16 protein-coding genes are annotated in these 21475 nt (G+C 61.2%); 5 read left to right on the plus strand and 11 right to left on the minus strand.

Annotated features, from left to right (window positions below; genetic code table 11):
• Nucleotides 1–2: 2 nt before the first annotated feature.
• The 6 genes from ccoO (BM017_RS08370) to ccoN (BM017_RS08395) all read right to left on the minus strand — a co-directional run bounded on the left by ccoO (BM017_RS08370) (nucleotide 3) and on the right by ccoN (BM017_RS08395) (nucleotide 5595).
• Complete coding sequence (gene ccoO / locus BM017_RS08370) at nucleotides 3–611, minus strand: cytochrome-c oxidase, cbb3-type subunit II (protein WP_003193167.1); 609 nt, start codon at nucleotides 609–611, stop codon at nucleotides 3–5.
• Nucleotides 611–2053, minus strand: a complete 1443-nt coding sequence (ccoN, locus tag BM017_RS08375) for a cytochrome-c oxidase, cbb3-type subunit I (protein ID WP_071491365.1) — start codon at nucleotides 2051–2053, stop codon at nucleotides 611–613. The genes ccoO (BM017_RS08370) and ccoN (BM017_RS08375) overlap by 1 nt, the downstream gene beginning before the upstream one ends.
• A 350-nt stretch (nucleotides 2054–2403) precedes the next feature.
• Nucleotides 2404–3351 (minus strand): cytochrome-c oxidase, cbb3-type subunit III, encoded by a 948-nt coding sequence (ccoP, locus tag BM017_RS08380; protein ID WP_058427331.1) that lies wholly within the window; start codon nucleotides 3349–3351, stop codon nucleotides 2404–2406.
• A complete protein-coding gene (locus BM017_RS08385) occupies nucleotides 3348–3548 on the minus strand; it encodes a cbb3-type cytochrome oxidase subunit 3 (RefSeq protein ID WP_010208563.1) in 201 nt (66 codons plus the stop codon). Before BM017_RS08385 ends, ccoP begins: the two co-directional genes overlap by 4 nt.
• 3 nt (nucleotides 3549–3551) lie before the next feature.
• On the minus strand, nucleotides 3552–4160 hold the full coding sequence (gene ccoO / locus BM017_RS08390; protein WP_017735321.1) for a cytochrome-c oxidase, cbb3-type subunit II: 609 nt from the start codon (nucleotides 4158–4160) through the stop codon (nucleotides 3552–3554).
• A gap of 10 nt (nucleotides 4161–4170) precedes the next feature.
• Nucleotides 4171–5595: a cytochrome-c oxidase, cbb3-type subunit I gene (gene ccoN, locus BM017_RS08395; RefSeq protein ID WP_058427329.1), complete on the minus strand. Its 1425-nt coding sequence runs from the start codon at nucleotides 5593–5595 to the stop codon at nucleotides 4171–4173.
• Nucleotides 5596–5674: 79 nt separating this feature from the next.
• On the opposite strand from ccoN (BM017_RS08395), the gene BM017_RS08400 reads away from it, so the two are divergent.
• Nucleotides 5675–6367: an alpha/beta family hydrolase gene (locus tag BM017_RS08400; RefSeq protein WP_092242834.1), complete on the plus strand. Its 693-nt coding sequence runs from the start codon at nucleotides 5675–5677 to the stop codon at nucleotides 6365–6367.
• Nucleotides 6368–6481: 114 nt separating this feature from the next.
• Here BM017_RS08400 and BM017_RS08405 read toward each other — a convergent pair whose 3' ends face one another.
• Both BM017_RS08405 and BM017_RS08410 read right to left on the minus strand, forming a co-directional pair.
• The gene (locus BM017_RS08405; protein WP_058427327.1) at nucleotides 6482–8047 is read right to left on the minus strand and encodes a methyl-accepting chemotaxis protein; all 1566 of its coding nucleotides are present in this window, start codon (nucleotides 8045–8047) and stop codon (nucleotides 6482–6484) included.
• A gap of 103 nt (nucleotides 8048–8150) precedes the next feature.
• On the minus strand, nucleotides 8151–8942 hold the full coding sequence (locus tag BM017_RS08410) for a CPBP family intramembrane glutamic endopeptidase (RefSeq protein ID WP_092242837.1): 792 nt from the start codon (nucleotides 8940–8942) through the stop codon (nucleotides 8151–8153).
• Between the two features lie 409 nt (nucleotides 8943–9351).
• Here BM017_RS08410 and BM017_RS08415 point away from each other — a divergent pair, with 409 nt between their 5' ends.
• Entirely contained in the window at nucleotides 9352–10212 is an 861-nt protein-coding gene (locus tag BM017_RS08415) for a DMT family transporter (RefSeq protein ID WP_092242840.1), read from the plus strand.
• A gap of 33 nt (nucleotides 10213–10245) precedes the next feature.
• Here the strand turns inward: BM017_RS08415 and BM017_RS08420 are convergent, their stop codons facing one another.
• Complete coding sequence (locus tag BM017_RS08420; protein WP_092242843.1) at nucleotides 10246–11130, minus strand: DMT family transporter; 885 nt, start codon at nucleotides 11128–11130, stop codon at nucleotides 10246–10248.
• A 52-nt stretch (nucleotides 11131–11182) separates the two neighbouring features.
• Entirely contained in the window at nucleotides 11183–12808 is a 1626-nt protein-coding gene (locus BM017_RS08425; protein WP_092242846.1) for a methyl-accepting chemotaxis protein, read from the minus strand.
• 392 nt (nucleotides 12809–13200) lie between these two features.
• Between BM017_RS08425 and aceK the strand changes: the two genes are divergently transcribed.
• Nucleotides 13201–14919, plus strand: coding sequence for a bifunctional isocitrate dehydrogenase kinase/phosphatase (aceK, locus tag BM017_RS08430; protein WP_092242849.1), 1719 nt, complete (start codon nucleotides 13201–13203; stop codon nucleotides 14917–14919).
• Nucleotides 14920–14944: 25 nt separating this feature from the next.
• On the opposite strand, the gene BM017_RS08435 is transcribed toward aceK, so the two are convergent.
• Entirely contained in the window at nucleotides 14945–15532 is a 588-nt protein-coding gene (locus tag BM017_RS08435) for a hypothetical protein (protein WP_092242852.1), read from the minus strand.
• Between the two features lie 585 nt (nucleotides 15533–16117).
• Here BM017_RS08435 and hrpA point away from each other — a divergent pair.
• Both hrpA and BM017_RS08445 read left to right on the plus strand, forming a co-directional pair.
• Nucleotides 16118–20029: an ATP-dependent RNA helicase HrpA gene (hrpA, locus tag BM017_RS08440; protein WP_092242854.1), complete on the plus strand. Its 3912-nt coding sequence runs from the start codon at nucleotides 16118–16120 to the stop codon at nucleotides 20027–20029.
• Between the two features lie 307 nt (nucleotides 20030–20336).
• A complete protein-coding gene (locus tag BM017_RS08445; protein WP_071491358.1) occupies nucleotides 20337–21458 on the plus strand; it encodes a beta-ketoacyl-ACP synthase III in 1122 nt (373 codons plus the stop codon).
• The last annotated feature ends 17 nt before the right edge of the window (nucleotides 21459–21475 follow it).

Below are 21475 nucleotides of genomic sequence, written 5' to 3' on the forward strand. Positions count from 1 at the left end.
GATCACCGTTTGCTTTTGATGATGGTGCCCAGGCCCTGCAGGTAGGCCACCAGTGCGTCCATTTCGGTCTTGCCCTTCACGGCGGCCGCTGCACCGGCGATGTCTTCGTCGGTGTAGGGCACGCCCAGGGTGCGCAAGACCTCCATCTTCTTCGCGGTGTCCTTGCCGTCGAGCTTGTTTTCCACGAGGAACGGGTACGCCGGCATTTTCGACTCAGGCACCACATTGCGCGGGTTGTACAGGTGCGCACGCTGCCAGTCATCGGAGTAACGCCCGCCGACACGGGCCAGGTCCGGGCCGGTACGCTTGGAACCCCACAGGAACGGGTGGTCCCACACGCTTTCACCGGCGACCGAGTAGTGGCCGTAGCGTTCGGTTTCGGCACGGAACGGGCGGATCATCTGCGAGTGGCAGCCGACACAGCCGTTGGCGATGTAGACGTCGCGGCCTTCCAGTTCAAGGGCGGTGCGCGGCTTCATGCCTTCCACCGGCTTGTTGGTCACGTCCTGGAAAAACAGCGGAACGATCTGGGTCAGGCCGCCGATACTCACGGCGATGACCATGAAGAAGGCCAGCAGGCCGATATTCTTCTCGACTACTTCATGCTTCATCAGTGAGCTCCCACAACGGCGATCTTGGCGGCGGCTTCGGCTTCTGCCGGGTCGGCGGCACGCACGGTGCGCCAGACGTTGTAGGCCATCAGGAACATGCCGGAGGCAAAGAATGCACCGCCCAGGGCGCGCACGATGTAACCCGGATGGCTGGCTTGCAGCGCTTCGACGAAGGAGTAGGTGAGGGTGCCGTCATCGTTGATGGCTCGCCACATCAGGCCCTGGGTGATGCCGTTGACCCACATCGAGGCGATGTAGAGCACGGTGCCGATGGTGGCCAGCCAGAAGTGCGCGTTGATCAGGCCAACGCTGTGCATCTGCGGACGGCCGAACAGTTTGGGGATCATGTGGTACAGCGCGCCGATGGAGATCATCGCCACCCAACCGAGGGCGCCGGCGTGTACGTGGCCGATGGTCCAGTCGGTGTAGTGGGACAGCGAGTTGACGGTCTTGATCGCCATCATCGGCCCTTCGAAGGTCGACATGCCGTAGAACGCCAGCGACACCACCAGGAAGCGCAGGATCGGATCGGTGCGCAATTTATGCCAGGCGCCGGACAGGGTCATCATGCCGTTGATCATGCCGCCCCAGCTCGGGGCCAGCAGGATGATCGACATCGCCATGCCCAGGGACTGTGCCCAGTCCGGCAACGCGGTGTAGTGCAAGTGGTGCGGGCCGGCCCAGATGTACAGGGTGATCAGCGCCCAGAAATGCACGATGGACAGGCGGTACGAGTAAATGGGACGTTCGGCCTGTTTCGGCACGAAATAGTACATCATCCCCAGGAAACCGGTGGTGAGGAAGAAACCCACGGCGTTGTGGCCGTACCACCACTGGATCATCGCGTCCGTGGCCCCGGCGTAGGCCGAGTAGGACTTGAACAGGCTCACCGGCAACGAGGCGTGGTTGACGATGTGCAGCATCGCCGTCACCAGGATGAACGCGCCGTAGAACCAGTTGCCCACGTAGATGTGCTTGGTCTTGCGCTTGACGATGGTGCCGAAGAACACCACGGCGTAGGTCACCCACACGATGGCGAGCAAAATGGCGATGGGCCATTCCAGCTCGGCGTATTCCTTGGTGGTGGTGTAGCCCAGTGGCAGGGTGACGATGGCGCCAACGATGACTGCTTGCCAACCCCAGAAGGTGAAGGCCGCAAGGCTGTCGGAGATCAGTCGCGTCTGGCAGGTTCGCTGCACGACATAGTAGGAGGTGGCAAACAATGCACATCCGCCGAAGGCGAAGATCACCAGATTGGTGTGCAGCGGGCGCAGGCGGCCAAAGGTCGTCCATGGCAAACCGAAATTCAATTCCGGCCAGACCAGTTGCGAGGCGATGAACACCCCGAGCCCCATGCCAAGGATCCCCCAGACCACCGTCATGATGGCGAACTGGCGGACTACCTTATAGTTATAAGCAGTCGGACTGATTGCTGTGCTCATTCTAAGGTTCCACGGTTTAGGTTTTTTTATAGGTAAAATCGGCCGCAAGTATGTAGAAAGCGAGGGGTCATTGCAACGCAATGACTGACCTGTATCAATGCGTTCCACGCCAGATTCTGCGCCCTTTCCATGTTTGGTGTAAGGACAAAATCGGAAATCGAAAGCTGATCGAGTGGACAGGAAAATTCGAGGGTCGCAACGAATGTCGTTGCGTACGCCAGGATCGGTCCGCTGTGGGAACAAGCGTAGACCCGAAAGTGAGGAGGGGAAAGTTGTGCTTTGGAGGGGTGTGACACTTGGTCGCGTACAGCGCCAGGGTTGCCGCCCCAAAATGGGGCGGCGATCAGAGGTTATTGCGCCTGGCTTTCTGGCGTTGCGCCATCAGCGTTGTGGGACAGGCTGTAAACGTAGGCGGCCAGCAGGTGCACCTTGTCATTGCCTTGCAGCACTTCCTGCGCCGGCATCTGGCCCTGGCGGCCGTGGCGGATGGTCTGCTGCAACTGCGCGAGGCTGGTGCCGTAGATGTAGCCGGCCGGTTTGGTCAGGTCGGGCGCGCCCATGGCTTCCATGCCGTGGCCTTCCGGCCCGTGGCAGGCGACACAGGTGGTGTTGAAGGCTGCCTGGCCGGCAGCCACATCGGCGCTGCTGTCGGCGGGCAGGGGCAACTTGGCCAGGTCGTGGCGAACAAAGGCCGCAACGTTTTTCACACCCTCGTCGCCGAGCATGTCACCCCAGGCCGGCATCGCCGCGTGGCGACCGTTGAGGATGGTGGTCTTGATCGCCTCGGCCGAACCGCCCCAGCGCCAGATGTTGTCCGCCAGGTTCGGGAAGCCAAACGCGCCCTTGGCGTCCGAGCCGTGGCACACCGCGCAGTTGGAGGCGAACAGGCGACCGCCCATTTTCAGCGCTTGCGGGTCTTTGGCCACTTCTTCCACGGGCATGGCCGAGAATTTGGCGAAGATCGGCCCGAACTTGGCGTCGGCCTTGGCCATTTCCTTGTCCCATTCCTTGGCCTGGGTCCAGCCGTCTTCATAGCCCGGCAACACGCCTTTCCAGTTGCCCAGGCCCGGGTAGAGGATCAGGTAGCCGACCGCGAACACCAGGGTGCCGGCGAACAGCATGAACCACCACTGGGGCAGCGGGTTGTCGTATTCCTCGATACCGTCGAAGGCGTGGCCCATGGTCTGGTCGACGCTGCCCTTGGTCTCGCCCTTGCGGGTGCCGACCAGCAGCCAGGTCAAGCCGATCAGGCTGCCGAGGGTCAGTACGCAGATCCATGTACTCCAGAATAGGGTCATGGCCGGGTGCTCCTTATTGCAGGCTCTTCTTGAGCGTCGGATGGAGAGGGTTCATCGGCGAAGGGCAGCAGGCGCGCCTGCTCGAATTCCGCATTGCGCCGGTTGTTGAACACCCACAGCGACAGGCCGATAAAGGCGATGGCAACCACCAGCGTGCCGAGGCCGCGGATGGTGCCTGCATCGAATTCAAATCCCATGGCTCACCTCTTGCTCTTGATGGCGGTGCCGAGCACTTGCAGGTACGAGACCAGCGCGTCCATCTCGGTCTTGCCCTTGAGGCTGGCCACGGCGCCACTGATGTCGTCGTCGGTGTACGGCACGCCGAGGGTGCGCATCACTTTCAACTTGGTCTCGGTGTGGCTGCTGTCGACGGCGGCGGTGACCAGCCATGGATAGGCCGGCATTTTCGACTCGGGCACCACGTTGCGCGGGTTATACAGGTGCGCGCGGTGCCAGTCGTCCGAGTAGCGTGCGCCGACGCGCGCCAGGTCTGGACCGGTGCGCTTGGAGCCCCACAGGAACGGGTGGTCCCACACACTTTCACCGGCGACCGAGTAATGGCCGTAGCGTTCGGTTTCGGCGCGGAACGGGCGGATCATCTGCGAGTGGCACTGTACGCAGCCTTCGCGGATGTAGATGTCGCGGCCTTCCAGTTGCAGCGCGGTGTAGGGTTTCATGCCCTCCACCGGCTTGTTGGTCACGTCCTGGAAGAACAGCGGGACGATCTGGGTCAGGCCACCGATGCTCACGGCAAGCACCATGAGCAGCATCAGCAGGCCGACGTTCTTTTCAATCGTTTCGTGTTTCATCACAGACTCCTCAGGCCAACTGCGCAGTGGTGGCGGCTTCGACAGGCTGCGCCGAACGCACGGTGCGCCAGGTGTTGTAAGCCATCAGGAACATGCCGCTGAGGAAGATCGCACCGCCCACCAGCCGCACGATGAAGCCAGGGTGGCTGGCCACCAGGGTTTCGACGAAGGAGTAGGTCAAGGTGCCGTCTTCGTTGACCGCCCGCCACATCAAGCCCTGGGCGATACCATTGACCCACATCGAGGCGATGTAGAGCACGGTGCCGATGGTGGCCAGCCAGAAGTGCGCGTTGATCAGGCCGAGGCTGTACATCTGCTCGCGGCCGAAGACTTTCGGGATCATGTGGTACAACGCGCCGATGGAGATCATCGCCACCCAACCGAGGGCGCCGGCGTGTACGTGGCCGATGGTCCAGTCGGTGTAGTGGGAGAGGGCGTTGACGGTCTTGATTGCCATCATCGGGCCTTCGAACGTCGACATGCCGTAGAACGCCAGGGACACCACGAGGAAGCGCAGGATCGGGTCGCTGCGCAACTTATGCCAGGCGCCCGACAGGGTCATCATGCCGTTGATCATGCCGCCCCAGCTCGGTGCCAGCAGCACCAGGGACATCACCATGCCCAGGGACTGTGCCCAGTCCGGCAGCGCGGTGTAGTGCAAGTGGTGCGGGCCGGCCCAGATGTACAGGGTGATCAGCGCCCAGAAGTGCACGATGGACAAGCGATAGGAATACACCGGACGCTCGGCCTGCTTGGGCACGAAGTAATACATCATGCCGAGGAAACCGGCAGTGAGGAAAAAGCCTACCGCGTTATGCCCATACCACCACTGCACCATGGCATCCGTCGCACCGCCATAGAGGGAGTAGGACTTGGTCAGGCTGACCGGGATTTCCAGGTTGTTGACGATATGCAGGATGGCCACGGTGATGATGAACGCACCGAAGAACCAGTTGCCGACGTAGATGTGCTTGGTGTTGCGCTTGGCCACGGTGCCAAAGAACACGATGGCATAGGCCACCCAGACAATGGTGATCAGGATGTCGATCGGCCATTCCAGCTCGGCGTATTCCTTGGAGCTGGTGTAGCCCAGCGGCAGGGAGATCGCTGCCAGCAGGATGACCAACTGCCAGCCCCAGAAGCAGAACGCGGCGATTTTCGGCGCGAACAGCTGCGTCTGGCAGGTACGCTGCACCGAGTAGAAGGAGCTGGCGAACAACGCGCAGCCACCGAAGGCGAAGATCACCGCGTTGGTGTGCAGCGGGCGCAGGCGGCCGAAGCTGGTCCAGGGCAAGTCGAAGTTGAGTGCAGGCCACACCAATTGGGCCGCGAGAAAAACCCCGAGCCCCATGCCGACGATGCCCCACACCACCGTCATAATGGCGAATTGGCGGACCACCTTGTAGTTATAGGCGGTACTTAAAGTAGTGTTCATGGTTCCCCATCCACGGTTCAACCCAAGCAGATGCGGCACTTGGGCTGGAGTTATAGGCAGACTAAAAAGCGAGGCAAGCATGGGCAAAGAGCACAAGGCCAGTATTGACGGGGATCAATGGGCGCAGTGTGTGCGGGAACATGGGTGGTTGTGGGATGTCGCGGCGGGGGCGGCTGAGGCTGCACCCGTGACGCTGATCCTGGCCCACGGCGCCGGTGCACCGATGGACTCATCCTTTATGAACGATATGGCTGCACGCCTTGCCGGGCATGGCGTCAACGTGTTGCGCTTCGAGTTTCCCTACATGGCCCAGCGCCGGGTTGACGGCGGTAAACGCCCGCCCAACCCGGCCCCGAAGCTACTCGAATGCTGGCGTGAGGTGTATGCCGAGGTGCGACGTCATGTCGCTGGGAAACTGGCCATTGGCGGCAAGTCCATGGGCGGGCGCATGGCCAGTTTGCTGGCTGATGAATTGGGTGCCAATGGGCTGGTGTGCCTGGGCTATCCGTTCTATGCGGTGGGCAAGCCGGAAAAGCCACGCGTCGAACATCTGGTCGGGCTGAAGACGCCAACCTTGATCGTGCAGGGCGAGCGCGATGCACTGGGCAATCGGGCGGCGGTGGAAGGGTATGAGCTGTCGCCGAGCATCGAGGTGATGTGGCTGGTGGCGGGGGATCATGACTTGAAGCCGTTGAAGGCGTCGGGATTCAGTCATGAGCAGCATCTGGAAGCCGCGGCAGTGGGGGTGGCTGGGTTTTTGGCTGGCCTATAGGGCCTCATCGGGGCGGCGCGACGCTTCGACAAGCCCCTCCCACACTTGACCGTGTTCTCACATTCCAATTGTGAACACAGTCAAAGGTGGAGGGGGCTTGCCCCCGATAGCGACCTACCGGTTGAACCGCTCCACCAGCGAGTACTGAGTATTGGCGGTATGCGTCAGCTCTTCACTCAACTGCGCCGAGTTCAGCGCCTGCTCCGAGGTCTGGTCCGCCAACAGCGCAATGGTGCTGATGTTGCGGCTGATCTCTTCGGCCACCGAGCTTTGCTCTTCGGTGGCAGCCGCGATCTGGGTAGTCATATCGGTGATATGCGCCACCGCTTCACTGATGCCCACCAACGCCTGGTCCGCTTCCATCACCCGCGCTACACCTTCTTCGGCCTGGCGATGCCCGGCGTCCATGGTTTGCACGGCGGCAGCGGCGGTCTGCTGCAGCTTGGCGATCAATGCATGGATCTGCCCGGTTGACTCGGCGGTACGCTGGGCCAGTTGGCGGACTTCATCGGCCACCACCGCAAAACCACGGCCCATCTCCCCGGCACGCGCCGCTTCGATGGCGGCGTTGAGCGCCAGCAGGTTGGTCTGGTCGGCAATGCCCTTGATCACGTCGACCACACCGCCGATTTCATCGCTGTCCTTGGCCAACTGGGTCACAGTCACACCGGTCTCACCCACAGCCACGGACAGACGCTGGATCGCCTCGCGGGTTTCCCCGGCGATATCGCGGCCGCGACCGGTCAGGCGGTTGGCCTCTTGGGTCGCATCTGCCGTGCGCTGCACATGGCTGGCGACTTCCTGGGTAGTCGCCGCCATCTGGTTGACCGCCGTGGCCACCTGCTCGGTCTCGACGCGCTGGCGTTCCAGGCCGCTGGAGCTGTTATGGGCCAGGGTGTTGGACTGCGCGGCCTGGTCGTTGAGGTGCTCGGCAGTGTCCTGCAAACGCGTAAGGCAGGTCTTCAGACGCGCCTCCTGGCTGAGGATCGACATTTCCAGGCGCGCCTGGGCGCCACGGCTGTCGGTGTACATCTGCGCGATCAGCGGGTCGGAGGTAGTCTGCTCGGCCAGGCGCAGCAAACGCTTGAGGCCGCGCTGTTGCCAGCTCAGGCCGAGCAGGCCCAGCGGCACCGACAGCCCCGCCGCCAGGGCAAAGCCCCAGTGGGAGTTGAGCGAAGCGCCAATCATGAAACTCAACTGACTCACCAGGATAAACGGCAGCCAGTCCTGCAACACCGGCAACCACTTGTCCCGTTGAGGGATCGCCGACTTGCCCTGGTTGATGCGTTGGTAGAGCGCTTCGGCCCGGCGGATCTGCTCGGCGGTGGGCTTGATGCGCACCGATTCGTAGCCGACCACCTGGTTGCCTTCGAAAACCGGCGTCACATAGGCGTTAACCCAGTAGTGGTCACCGGTCTTGCAGCGATTCTTGACAATGCCCATCCATGGCAAGCCTTGTTTGAGCGTTGACCACATATGCGCGAACACCGCCGCCGGAACGTCCGGGTGACGCACCAGGTTGTGCGGGGCACGCACCAGTTCGTCGCGGGAGAACCCACTGATTTCGACGAAGGCGTCGTTGCAGTAGGTGATCACGCCTTTGGCATCTGTGGTGGAGATCAACCGTTGCTGAGCGGGGAAGGTACGTTCGCGCTGGGTAACGGGTTGGTTATTACGCATGATTGTTCAATCCGCAAGGCTTTCAGGGGGTATCGGCAAGAACGGCGGTTTATTTAACTTATTTTTGCAACAATCGACGGGATGCACGTTCCCCTGCAGGAGATCAACCGGCCAGCATCGGGTAGGTAAACAACCCGAAGTGAAGCAGATTCAAGCCAAAGTGCGTGGCCACCGCTGCGCCCAGGCCGCCAAACCGATAGGCCAGGCCGTAACCCACCCCGGCGATGCTCGCCAGCAATACCCAATGCCAGCCTGCGCCGATGTGCACCAGGCCGAACAGCAGCGAGGCCAGAAGCAGCGCCAGGTTCTCGCCGTAAGGGAGGTGTTTGAAACGTCGGCTCAAACCGCCCTGTACGTAACCCCGGAACAGGGCTTCCTCCACCAGCGTCACCAGCAGCAGGTTATTAAGTACCCAGAGCCAGGCCTGTTCCGGCCATTTCGGTGCCCAACTGATCACGCCCAGCAACGCCGCTCCACCGAGGGCGGCGATGGCGGTGAGGGTCAACGCCAGGGCGGCCACGCAGATCGACAAACGCAACGAACGCCGCGCCACAATCCACGGGCAGGCCAGCAACAGCCAGAAGCCGATCAGCGGTTTGTCCTGGTTCAAGTACATCGAGAAGGGCACGGCATCCTCGGTGAAACGCTGCGAGGCAATGCCGCGCCCGTTGTAGAAACCCGGCAACCAGTGCATCGCCAGGCTCAGGGCCAGCACCACAAACAGCCCGTGGCCCAGGTAGCGTGCCCACGGCGTGCGTTGCTGGCGTACGGCGTAGCCGGCAATCAGCAGCAGGGCGACGGACACGCCCGCCAGCGCGCCCAATTGCCCGTAGATCAAGGCCAGTAGATAGCCAATGGAAAGAAGCGCCAGGTACAGCCAGGGCAATGCGATCATGGGAAATCCTTGGGAAAAACTGGGCGGCATTATAGCGATCTGTCCTACGGGCCCCACATGAAACTCCTCCATTCAGAGTGATTGCAAAACCTATCACCGGCTGGTTATAGTCCGAGCCTCTTCATCCCTTCACACAAGATCAGTCCATGCCTGCTTCCCAGCGCACAGCGGTAGTCGATTCAGCGGTCAACGCTGCGGTCGTGCCGTGCGGGGACAAGCAGCCTGCGCAGATCAGTCACTACCCTCCACCTGTCAGCAGCACGTCGGTGTACGCAGTCGTATCACCGCCGGGTGTTGGTATTGCGGGCTGATCAGCTGATCGCTGTTCCCGTCTGCCCGCCTGAAAAAAACCTAATGCATTTCAGCGTCTGCTGAATCGGCTTTTTTTGCCTGATGACAGGTGGTAACCATGTCTGTTTTTTCGAAACAATCCGTGGCCGCGGCGGCCTCGACGAGCCTGTTTGTCCTGCTGTGGAGCAGTGGGGCGATCTTCTCCAAATGGGGCCTGGCCCACGCGTCACCCTTTGCGTTTCTGCTGATCCGTTTTGCCATTGCCCTCGGGGGCCTGGTGGTGCTGATACCGATCCTCAAGTTGAAACTGCCGCGCCCCGGCAAGCCACTGTTATACGCAGCGGCGACGGGGTTGGTGTTGTTGGGCGCCTACCAGATTTTCTATCTGTTGGCCCTGGACCTCAACGTCACCCCCGGCGTGATGGCAACCATCATGGGCGTACAGCCGATCCTCACCGTGGTGCTGATAGAGCGCCAGCGTTCTTTCAGCCGTGTGCTCGGCCTGGGCCTCGGTTTGGCGGGGCTGATCATGGTGGTGTATCAAGGCATCGGCCTCTCTGGCATGTCCTTGGCGGGCATGCTGTTCGGGTTGCTGGCCCTGGCCAGCATGACCTTCGGCTCGATCATGCAGAAACGCATCACCGACGAGCCCTTGGGCACGCTGCCAGTGCAGTACCTGGCGGGGTTGCTGCTGTGTTCGGTGTTTGTGCCGTTCCAGCCGTTCCATTTTGAACACAGCAGCAGCTTTTACCTGCCGGTGCTGTGGATGGGCTTGGTGGTGTCGTTGCTGGCCACGCTGTTGCTGTACCGCCTGATCGCCCGGGGCAACCTGGTGAATGTCACCAGTCTGTTCTATCTGGTGCCAGCGGTGACGGCGGTGATGGACTACCTGATCTTTGGCAATAGGCTTGGGATGTTGAGCCTGTTGGGGATGGGGTTGATCATCATCGGTTTGGTGTTTGTCTTCCGTAAGCGTTGACACTGTATTGTAGGAGCCCGGCAAGCCGGGCTCCTACAATTTTCGCGGCCGCAACACCAACCACAACGCCCCCGCAATCAACACCCCGCCATACAGATGCGCCATGGACAATGGTTCATCCAGCAACAACGCGCCCCACAACACCCCAAACGGCGGAATCATGAAGGTAACGGTCATCGACTTAACCGGCCCGATGGAGGTCAGCAACCGGAAGTAAAGAATGTAGGCAAACGCCGTACACACCAGCCCCAACCCCAGCAACGATCCCCACACCTGCCATCCACCCCAACTCGCCGGCGGTTGGCTGATGGCGCTGTAGGCAAAGAACGGCAACAGGAACAACGTCGCGCCGAGCATGCTGCCCAGGGCCGACAGGCGGCTGTCCAAGCCACCGCGCTGATCCAGCCAGCGCCTTGCCAGGAACCCGGCAAAGCCATAACAGGTGGTCGCCAGCAAACAGGCCAGCGCGCCCATCAATAATTCCAGGTCAAACGCCACCGGCCCGGCGCGGGTCAGCACTCCCACGCCAAACAGGCCCAGGCACACCCCGGCGACTTTTGACGGGGTCAGGCGTTCGCTGAAGAACAACCCGCCAATCAGCACACCCATCAACGGCGTGGTGGCGTTGAAGATCGCCGAGTAACCCGCCGGAAGCACCTGGGCGGCGACTGAATACATGGTCGCGGGAATGCCGGAGTTGATCACACCGAGCAGCAATACAGTCTTGAACTTACCCTGGAAATCCCAGCTCACCCGCATCATCGCCAAAATCACCAGCAACCCGGCGGCGGCGATCGACACGCGGAAAAACGCCGTCGGCAGCGTGCCGATCTCCGGCGCGATAATGCGCATGAACAGGAAGCTCGCGCCCCAGATGGCGGCGAGCCCCAGCAGGTACAAGGTGTCGACAGGTCTCACGGAACACTCCTACCTCAATAAGGCCGCGAGTGTTGCATGACATGTCTAATGATTACAGGACAAACCGCGTCACCAGCCCATTCAGGTCCACCGCCAGGCGTGACAGTTCCTGGCTGGCGGCCGAGGTCTGGGTGGCCCCGGCGGCGGTCTGGGTGGACAGGTCGCGGATGTTCACCAGGCTGCGGTCCACGTCACGTGCCACCAGCGCCTGCTGCTCGGCGGCGCTGGCGATCACCAGGTTGCGCTGGCTGATCTGCGAGATGGCCGCGGTGATTTTCTCCAGGGCGCTACCGGCGCTGTTGGCCCGTTGCAGCGTCTGGCCGGCGTGCTCGGCGCTGCTGTTCAGCGCTTCGACCGTATCCTGGGTGCCGCGCTGGATGCCGGTGATCATCTGCTCGATTTCTTCGGTGGAGTCCTGGGTGCGTTGCGCCAGGGAGCGCACTTCATCGGCTACCACTGCAAAACCACGCCCGGCCTCGCCTGCGCGGGCTGCTTCGATGGCGGCGTTGAGCGCCAGCAGGTTGGTTTGCCCGGCGATGCCGCGGATCACTTCCAGCACCTTGCTGATGTCCTGGGCTTGCACGGCCAGGCCTTCGGCCTTGTTCGAGGCGCCGAGCACCTCGTCGACCAGGTTCTGGATCGAGCTGATGGTTTCGCTGATCTGGTAGTGGCCGTGCTTGCTGTCCTCGTCGGAGGCCTGGGACGCCTCGGCGCTGGACACCGCATTGCCTGCCACTTCGTCCACGGCCGCGCTCATTTCGGTGACGGCGGTGGCCGCCTGTTCGATCTCATCGTTCTGCGCCTGCAGGCCACGGGTGCTTTGTTCCATCACCGAGCTCATCTCCTCGGCGGCGGAGGCCAGCTGTTGCGCCGATTCGCTGATGCCCCGGATGGTGCCTCGCAATTGCGCCTGCATGGTCGCCAGGGCGTTGAGCAATTGGGCCGGTTCGTCCTTGCCGCTGACGGCGATGGGCTGGCTCAGGTCGCCGTCGGCAATGGTGCGGGCCACGCTCAGCGCCTGGCCGAGCGGGGCGGTGATGCTGCGGGTCAGCAGCCAGGCGAGCAACAAGGTGGCGATCAAGGCGAATACGATGATCAGGCCGACGATCCACTGTGCACTGGAATAGGTCTGCGCGGCGGAATCCACGGCGGTTTCCACGCCGTTCTGGTTGAAGACGATCAGGTCCTCCAGGCTCTTGCTGAGGATCACGCCCTGGGGAGCGAGGCGGGTGTTGAGCAGGTCAATGGCGTCTTGCTGCTGATCCTTGTCCACCAGGGTGACGATCTGTTCGACGAGGGCCAGGTAAGCGTTCACGTTACCTTCGAGCTGTTTGAGCATCTGGCGTTCTTCGTCGCTGCTGAGCAGGCTTTTGTGATGCTCGAGCAGGGTTTGCAGTGCGCTGCGCTGGCGGGTGATCAGGGCTTTGCTGTTGTCACGGATCCGCGATTCGTCGGTGGTCGCCACACGCAAGGCTTCCAGGCGGATGCTGGCGACAAAGGCTGCGCTGTCGTGGATGTTCTCGATGCTCGGCATCCACGATTGCTCGATGACCAGCGCGCTTTGGCGCAGCTTGGCCATCTGGCCCAGGCCGAACATGCCCACGATCACCAGCAAGCTGGCCAAAACCCCAAAACTCAGACTGGCACGCAGACCGATCCTCATGTTCCTCAATGACATCTCAATGCTCCTTGGGCGATTAGAACCTGTTCCCGGATCGGTCTTCGGACCTTGTTAGGGTGGGAGAGGGCGCGCTATATATCAAAGTGCCATCAAGGTGGTAATCAGGGTTTCCCTTAGTTGGATTCAACGGTGTATTTGGAGCAGAGCCCCGGGGGGAGTACGCGGGATTCCGGCGCTAAGCGGCAAGGCCGCGTCGTTGTGGGCGTATGGGGGAAAACAATGTGCGACTTTTCAGTGCGTTTATTGACCAATTGGTCGAATTAAATAAATTGAAAATAAATGTACGAAATGAACGGAGTTGTACAAGGCTGCACAAAAAATGACTCTTCTCCTGTGTTCGTACACTGGCTAAGCTCAGGGCTTCCCGATGCCCGCTCGAGGTTTCCCGCATGTCGCAATCCGCCCTCGCCATTGCCCAGATGATCCTCGATGGCTTCGACGATTACCGCGAACACTTCCGCCAGATCACCGATGGCGCCCGCGAGCGTTTCGAAAAGGCCCAGTGGCAGCAGGGCCAGGCGGCGTCGGCGGCGCGCATCAACCTCTATGAGGAAAAGGTCTCCGAGGTGACCCAGCGGTTGCGTGAGCACTTCAATGACGCCGCGCTGCTCGACATCGATGTGTGGCCCGTGGTCAAAAGTGCCTACATCGGCCTGATCGACCTGCGCTTCGACGATGAACTCTCCGAGACCTGGTACAACTCGATCTTCTGCGGCCTGTTCAGCCACGACCTGATCAGCGACGGCTGCATGTTCATCCACACCACCCGGCCCAGCCTGCGCCGGGCACGGGCCGCGCAGACGCGCACCTACACGCCCGCCGGGCAAATCCCGCAAATGCTCGCGCAGATCTTTGCCGACTACCGCTTCAGCGAACCCTACGCCGACCTCGCAGCCGACCTTCATCGCCTCGAAACCCAACTGCGGGAAAACCTGCCGGACTGGGTGTGCAAGGACCCGGACCTCAAGGTCGAGCTGTTTTCCTCGGTGCTCTACCGTAATAAAGGCGCCTACCTCGTCGGGCGCATCTACACCCGCGACGAACAATGGCCGCTGGTGATCCCGCTGCTGCACCGTGAAGGGCAGGGCATCCAGATCGATGCGCTGATCACCGATGAAGCCGATGTGTCGATCATCTTCTCGTTCACCCGCTCCTACTTCATGGTCGATGTACCGGTGCCGGCGGAATTCATCGGCTTTCTCAAGCGCATCCTGCCGGGCAAGCACATCGCCGAGTTGTACACCTCCATCGGCTTCTACAAGCACGGCAAGTCGGAGTTCTACCGCGCCCTGATCAACCACCTGGCGACCACCGACGATCAGTTCATCATGGCCCCCGGCGTGCGCGGCATGGTCATGAGCGTGTTCACCCTGCCGGGCTTCAACACCGTGTTCAAGATCATCAAGGACCGTTTTTCACCGTCGAAAAACGTCAACCGCGCCACGGTGATCGAGAAGTACCGCCTGGTCAAAAGCGTCGATCGGGTCGGACGCATGGCTGACACCCAGGAGTTCGCCGATTTCCGTTTTCCCCTGAGCAAATTCGAACCCGAATGCCTCGTCGAATTGCTGGAAGTCGCCGCTGGTACCGTCGAAGTCGAAGGCGATACGGTGCTGATCCGTCACTGCTGGACCGAACGGCGCATGACCCCGCTCAACCTCTACCTCGACAACGCCAACCCCGCCCAGGTGCGCGAAGCTTTGGAAGACTACGGCCTGGCGATCAAACAGCTGGCGGCCGCCAATATCTTCCCTGGCGATATGCTGCTGAAGAACTTCGGCGTTACCCGCCACGGTCGCGTGGTGTTCTACGACTACGACGAAATCTGTTTTCTCACCGAAGCCAACTTCCGTCACATCCCCGCACCGCGCACCCCGGAAGATGAGATGGCCTCAGAACCCTGGTACTCCATCGGCCCGCTGGATGTGTTCCCCGAGGAGTTCCCGCCGTTCCTGTTTGCGGATGCTGGTCAGCGCAAGTTGTTCGATGAGCTGCATGGTGAGCTGTACAACGCCGATTATTGGAAAGGCCTGCAGGAGGCGATTCGCGCCGGTAAGGTGATTGATGTGTTTCCTTACCGGCGCAAGGAACGCGATCAATTTTCCTGAACTTGAATTACTGAGCGATCGTTATTCAGAAAATACCCAATTGGTTTTTGGTCGACCTGACGCCCATATTTTCCAAGTGATCCTGTGCGGGTCTCATATGCTCCTTTGTGGGTAGATAGTGGCCCGAGGTGCTGGATAAGTGAGTTTTCCCTGTGATGGTTTGCTTTAAGTAGCCGGCACTGACGATATTGTTCGACTGACCGGGACCGACGCCGATTTCGGCGATGGCGGGGTGGGAAACCATCTTTGGCGCAACATTTTTACTGATGTTGGCGATCGCCATTTGTCCGTCTCCCGTCACAACAAACTTGGTAACCGTATTCGGTGTCTTCGCCACGTTCAGATCTTCTGACTTTTTTACGTTTGTCACTGTGGCCGTGGCGTTTCGGGGGTTTGTAGCCGCTCCCGCCAGATGCAGCTCAGCGTTCAGGTCTCTTGCCTTAGTATTGGGTAGCTTCGGATAGTTCTTGGAGGTGTAGGAAGACCCAGAGGGGGCTGAGGTCCAGGAACTGTTTGCCGAGTAGGATGTAGGTGCAATGTCCTGGTATTTGTTGGCGTAACTATGAAGGTTTTGGGCGGATGCGTTGTAGTAACGGCTGGAGTCAATGGGCATATGAAATCCTCAGATGTTAAAGGTGAAATCAATCCGGTTTTTGCGGTGGCGTCACAGGCTGCTCATGAAACGCATTCCTCGTACTGCCTGACTGGTCGTGTGAAAGCTCGAGATTCGATTTGCCCTCAAATTAGTGGGCGGTGTCGAGTAGGTCCGGGAGGACGCGTTGTGCGATGGCTTCTCGGTGTACGCGGGCGGGAACTCATAGGGGGGGGGTGGTCCCTGCGGTGCCGAGCGCGGTTGGGCTCGCATGGCTTGATCGTAGCTGGGTAGATGAGATTGGCTGTTTGTCGATTCGATAGGCATAAAAGCTCCGGTTTCATAAGCGATGCAGTGACCTGCCAGAGATTTCTGGCGGGTTGATTTGATCCTGCGTACTTCACTTAAACCATCGGATTTTTACTGTGAAAGGGTCGGATGAGCGACTTGCTCGTGTATGAAATATGTTCATTTGGAGGCGCTACGCGGCCAGTCACTGACTGAGCGTCTCCAGAAATGCCGAAATCTGCGACAATCGCCCCTCGTTTTTCCGTCCGTAGCTATGCAGGCGTGCCCTGCCTCACTCAGAAGACCTTTGCCGCCCTGATGACCGACCAAGCGCCCACCATCGACCAACTGCTCAAAACCCTTGATCACGCCATGCTCGCCGACCGCCACCGTTTGCGTCGGCAGTTGCTTGAGTTGCGCAAAAAGCCCGACGAGGACAAGTTGGTGCAGTGGGTCGCGCGCATGCAGGCGTCCTGCGCACAGGTCACGGCGCGGCGCGCCAGCCTGCCGGTGATTCGTTATGACGACAGCCTGCCGATTGCGGCCAAGCGCGATGAAATCAAAGAAGCGCTGAACAAGCACCAGGTGCTGATCATTGCCGGCGAAACCGGCTCGGGCAAGACCACCCAGTTGCCGAAGATCTGCCTGGAAATCGGTCGCGGCCAGTTCGGTCTCATTGGTCATACCCAGCCCCGCCGGATCGCCGCACGCAGCGTGGCCAGCCGGGTCGCCGAAGAGTTGGCCACGCCATTGGGCGCGCTGGTCGGCTATCAGGTGCGCTTTGAAGACCAGAGCGATTCCAACACCCTGATCAAGCTGATGACCGACGGCATCCTGCTGGCAGAAACCCAGAACGACCGCTACCTGGAACGCTACGACACCATCATCGTCGACGAAGCCCACGAACGCAGCCTGAACATCGACTTCCTGCTGGGCTACCTGAAAACCCTGTTGCCACGTCGCCCGGACCTGAAAGTCATCATCACCTCGGCGACCATCGACCTGGAGCGTTTCTCCAAGCATTTCGACGATGCGCCGATTGTCGAGGTGTCGGGCCGCACCTTCCCGGTGGACACCTGGTATCGCCCGTTGACCCTGGAGCAGGACGAGGAGGGCAACCGCGTCGAGGACGACCTCACCGTCGACCAGGCGATCCTCGCCACCCTGGATGAAATAGCCGCCTATGAGCGCAGCGAGCGGCGCAGCCCGGGCGACGTGCTGGTGTTCCTGCCGGGCGAGCGCGAGATTCGTGACGCTGCCGACATGCTGCGCAAGGCCCAGCTCAAGCACACCGAGATCCTGCCGTTGTACGCGCGCCTGTCGCCAGCCGAGCAGCAGCGCATCTTCCAGTCCCATCCGGGCCGACGTGTGGTGTTGGCGACCAACGTCGCGGAAACCTCGCTGACTGTGCCGGGCATTCGTTATGTGATCGACAGTGGCACCGCGCGTATCAGCCGCTACAGCTACCGCGCCAAGGTGCAGCGCCTGCCGATCGAGGCGATTTCCCAGGCCAGCGCCAACCAGCGTAAAGGCCGTTGCGGCCGGGTCGAGCCGGGCATCTGCATTCGTTTGTACAGCGAAGAAGATTTTATCGGCCGCCCGGAATTTACCGACCCGGAAATTCTGCGCACCAACCTCGCCGCCGTGATCCTGCAGATGCTGCATTTGCGTCTCGGCGAAATCACCGACTTCCCGTTTATCGAACCGCCGGACGGCAAGGCGATCAGCGACGGTTTCAACCTGCTGCAAGAGCTGTCGGCGGTCGACCGCAACAGTCAGCTCACTCCGCTGGGCCGCCAGTTGGCGCGCCTGCCGGTGGACCCGCGCATGGGCCGCATGTTGCTGGAAGCCGCCAAGCTTGGCAGCTTGCAGGAAGTGCTGATCGTCGCCAGCGCCATGTCGATCCAGGACCCGCGTGAGCGCCCGCCGGAGCGTCAGCAGGCCGCCGACCAGGCCCACGCACAGTGGAAGGACCCGGATTCGGACTTCGCCGGCCTGGTCAATTTGTGGCGCGGTTTTGAAGAGCAGCGCCAGGAGCTCACTGCCAGCCCGCTGCGTAACTGGTGCCGCAAGAACTTCCTCAATTACCTGCGCCTGCGCGAGTGGCGTGATTCCCATCGCCAGTTGAGCCTGATCTGCCGCGACATGCAGTTGAGCGTCAATAAAGAGCCGGCGGATTTCCCGAAACTGCACAAGGCGGTGCTGTCCGGTTTGCTCAGCCAGATCGGCCAGAAAACCGAGGACGGCGATTACCTGGGCGCGCGTCAGCGGCGTTTCTGGATTCACCCCTCGTCGGGCATCGGCAAGAAGCGCCCGCAATGGCTGATGACCGCCGAACTGGTGGAAACCACCAAGCTGTATGCGCGCATGGTCGCCAAGATTGACGCCGACTGGATCGAACCGCTGGCCGGGCACCTGATCAAGAAAAACCACTTCGAGCCGCACTGGGAGAAAAAACGCGGCCAGGTCGTGGCCTTCGAGCAGATCACCCTGTTCGGGCTGATTGTGGTCGGGCGCCGTCCGGTGCATTACGGGCCGGTCGACCCGGTGGTGTCTCGCGAACTGTTTATCCGTGAAGGCCTGGTGCGTGGCGAGATCCAGTCGCGGGCCAAGTGCCTGGCGGCCAACCAGCAATTGCTGGAGCAGCTCGACGAGCTGGAGGCCAAGGCGCGCCGGCGCGACATTCTGGCCGACGAGGAAACGCTGTTCGCCTTCTACGATGCGCGCCTGCCGGCAGAGATCCACCAGACCGCGACCTTCGACAGTTGGTACAAGGTCAACAGCCAGAAAGACCCGCAACTGCTGATCATGCGCGAAGAAGACGTACTGGCCCGCGAGGCCAGCGAAGTCACCGCTGCGCATTACCCGGACACCCTGCATTTGGGTGACCTGGAACTGGCCTTGAGTTACCACTTCGAACCCAGCCACCCGCGTGACGGTGTGACCTTGCGCGTGCCGGCGCCGCTTTTGCCCGCCTTGCCGGCGGAGCGCCTGGAGTGGTTGGTGCCGGGGGTGATCGAAGCCAAGTGCATCGCCCTGGTGCGCAACTTGCCCAAGGCGCTGCGCAAGAACTTCGTGCCGGTGCCGGACTTCGTCAAGGCGGCCCTGCAACGCATCGAATTCGGCCAGGGCTCGTTGCCCCAGGCCCTTGGCCGCGAATTGTTGCGCATGACCGGGGTGCGGGTCAGCGATGAAGCCTGGGCCGAAGCCGCGCAGCAGGTGGAAAGCCACCTGAAGATGAACCTGGAAGTGGTCGACGGCCAGGGCAAGTTCCTCGGTGAAGGCCGGGATCTCGCCGAACTGACGGCGCGCTTTGCCGAGGCCAGCCAGGCCGCGCTGGCCGTACCGCAAACTGCAAAAAGCCAGCAGCCGGTGGAGGCCAAGGTGTTCACGGCGGTAGCCGAGAAGACGCAACAGAAGATCGCCGGGTTGTCGATGACGGTGTATCCGGCGCTGGTGGAGGAAAACGGCACGGTCAAGGAAGGGCGTTTCTCCACGGCGGCCGAGGCTGAGTTCCAGCATCGCCGTGCCTTGCAACGCCTGCTGATGCAACAACTGGCGGAACCGGCGAAATTCCTGCGCGGCAAACTGCCGGGCCTGACCGAACTGGGCCTGATGTACCGCGAATTGGGCCGGATCGATGCGCTGGTGGAAGACATCCTGCTGGCCAGCCTCGACACCTGCGTGCTCGAAGGCGAAGCCAGCCTGCCGCGGGATGGCGCAGGTTTGGCGGCCCTGGCCGAGCGCAAGCGCGGCAGTTGGACCGAACACGCCGAGCGCCTGGCGCGCCTGACCCTGGAGGTGCTGAAACTCTGGCATGGCCTGCAAAAACGCTTCAAAGGCAAGATCGACCTGACCCAGGCCGTGGCCTTGAACGACATCAAGCAGCAACTGAGCCACCTGGTGTACCCCGGTTTTGTACGGGAAACCCCGGCGCAGTGGTTCAAGGAATTGCCGCGTTACCTCAAGGCCATCGAGTTGCGCCTGGAAAAACTACCGAGCCAGGTGCAGAAGGATCGGGTGTGGAGCGGCGAGCTGGGCGGCCTGTGGACGCAGTACGAAAACCGCCTGAAAAAACATGCCCAGGAAGGCAAGCGCGATCCCCAGCTGGAGCTGTATCGCTGGTGGCTGGAGGAATATCGGGTGTCGTTGTTTGCCCAGCAACTGGGTACCAAAGTGCCGATTTCCGACAAGCGCCTGAGCAAGCAGTGGAGCCTGGTAGAAGCCTGATATTTGCACGGTTTCCAGGGCAATACAGGTCCAGTGTGGGAGGGGGCTTGCCCCCGATTGCGGTCTGTCATTAAAGGATGTGTTGACTGGCCCACCGCTATCGGGGCAAGCCCCCTCCCACAGATAGCGCCAAATTCCGAGGGTTGTGGCAAACTTCGCGGTTATAAATGCCGGGATCGTCGCGAAAGGCTGCGGCGCGATGGAATAAAGCGATGCCAGTTTGGTGTCCGCGGAGCGGAATCGGACTACTTACAGTTTGGTACGACGGTACCAATATCTTCTGCCTGACAGATTTAGAGGAACGACCGTGCATAACGTCGTCATCAGCGGCACTGGCCTGTATACCCCGGCCAACAGCATCTCCAACGAAGAGCTGGTGCAGTCTTTCAATGCTTACGTGCAACAGTTCAACAGCGACAACGCCGCCGCCATCGAGCGCGGTGACGTGCAGCCGCTGACCGAATCCAGCGCCGCCTTCATCGAAAAGGCCTCCGGCATCAAGAGCCGCTTCGTGATGGACAAGGACGGCATTCTCGATCCGCAGCGCATGGCCCCGCGCCTGCCCGAGCGCAGCAACGACGAATGGTCGGTGCTCTGCCAGATGGCCGTCGGCGCCGCTGAACAAGCTCTACAGCGCGCGGGCAAAACCGCTGCCGACATCGACGGCGTGATCGTCGCCTGTTCCAACCTGCAGCGTGCCTACCCGGCCATCGCCATCGAAGTCCAGGAAGCCTTGGGCATCGAAGGGTTTGGTTTTGACATGAACGTGGCCTGTTCCTCGGCCACCTTCGGCATCCAGAACGCCGCCAACAGCATCCAGCTGGGCCAGGCGCGGGCGATCCTGATGGTCAACCCGGAGGTCTGCACCGGCCACCTGAACTTCCGCGACCGCGACAGCCACTTCATCTTTGGCGATGCGGCCACCGCCGTGGTCCTGGAGCGCGCCGACCTGGCAACCTCCGAACACCAGTTCGACGTGGTGAGCACCAAGCTGCTGACCAAGTTCTCCAATAACATCCGCAACAACTTCGGCTTCCTCAACCGCACCGCGGAAGAGGGCATCGGCGCGCCGGACAAACTGTTCGTACAGGAAGGCCGCAAGGTGTTCCGCGACGTATGTCCGATGGTCGCCGAGCTGATCGGCGTGCACCTGGAAGAGAACCAGTTGAACGTGACCGACGTGAAGCGCTTCTGGTTGCACCAGGCCAACCTGAGCATGAACCACCTGATCGTCAAGAAACTGCTGGGCCGCGAAGCCACGGTGGAAGAAGCGCCGGTGATCCTCGATACCTACGCCAATACCAGTTCGGCGGGTTCGGTGATTGCGTTCCACAAGAATCAGGATGACCTGCCCAAGGGCTCCGTGGCGGTGCTCAGCTCGTTTGGCGCGGGCTATTCGATCGGCAGCGTGATCCTGCGCAAACGCTAAGACAGGCGAGGTCTTGA

It is taken from the genome of Pseudomonas sp. NFPP04, assembly GCF_900113815.1.
Taxonomy (GTDB): Bacteria; Pseudomonadota; Gammaproteobacteria; order Pseudomonadales; family Pseudomonadaceae; genus Aquipseudomonas; species Aquipseudomonas extremorientalis.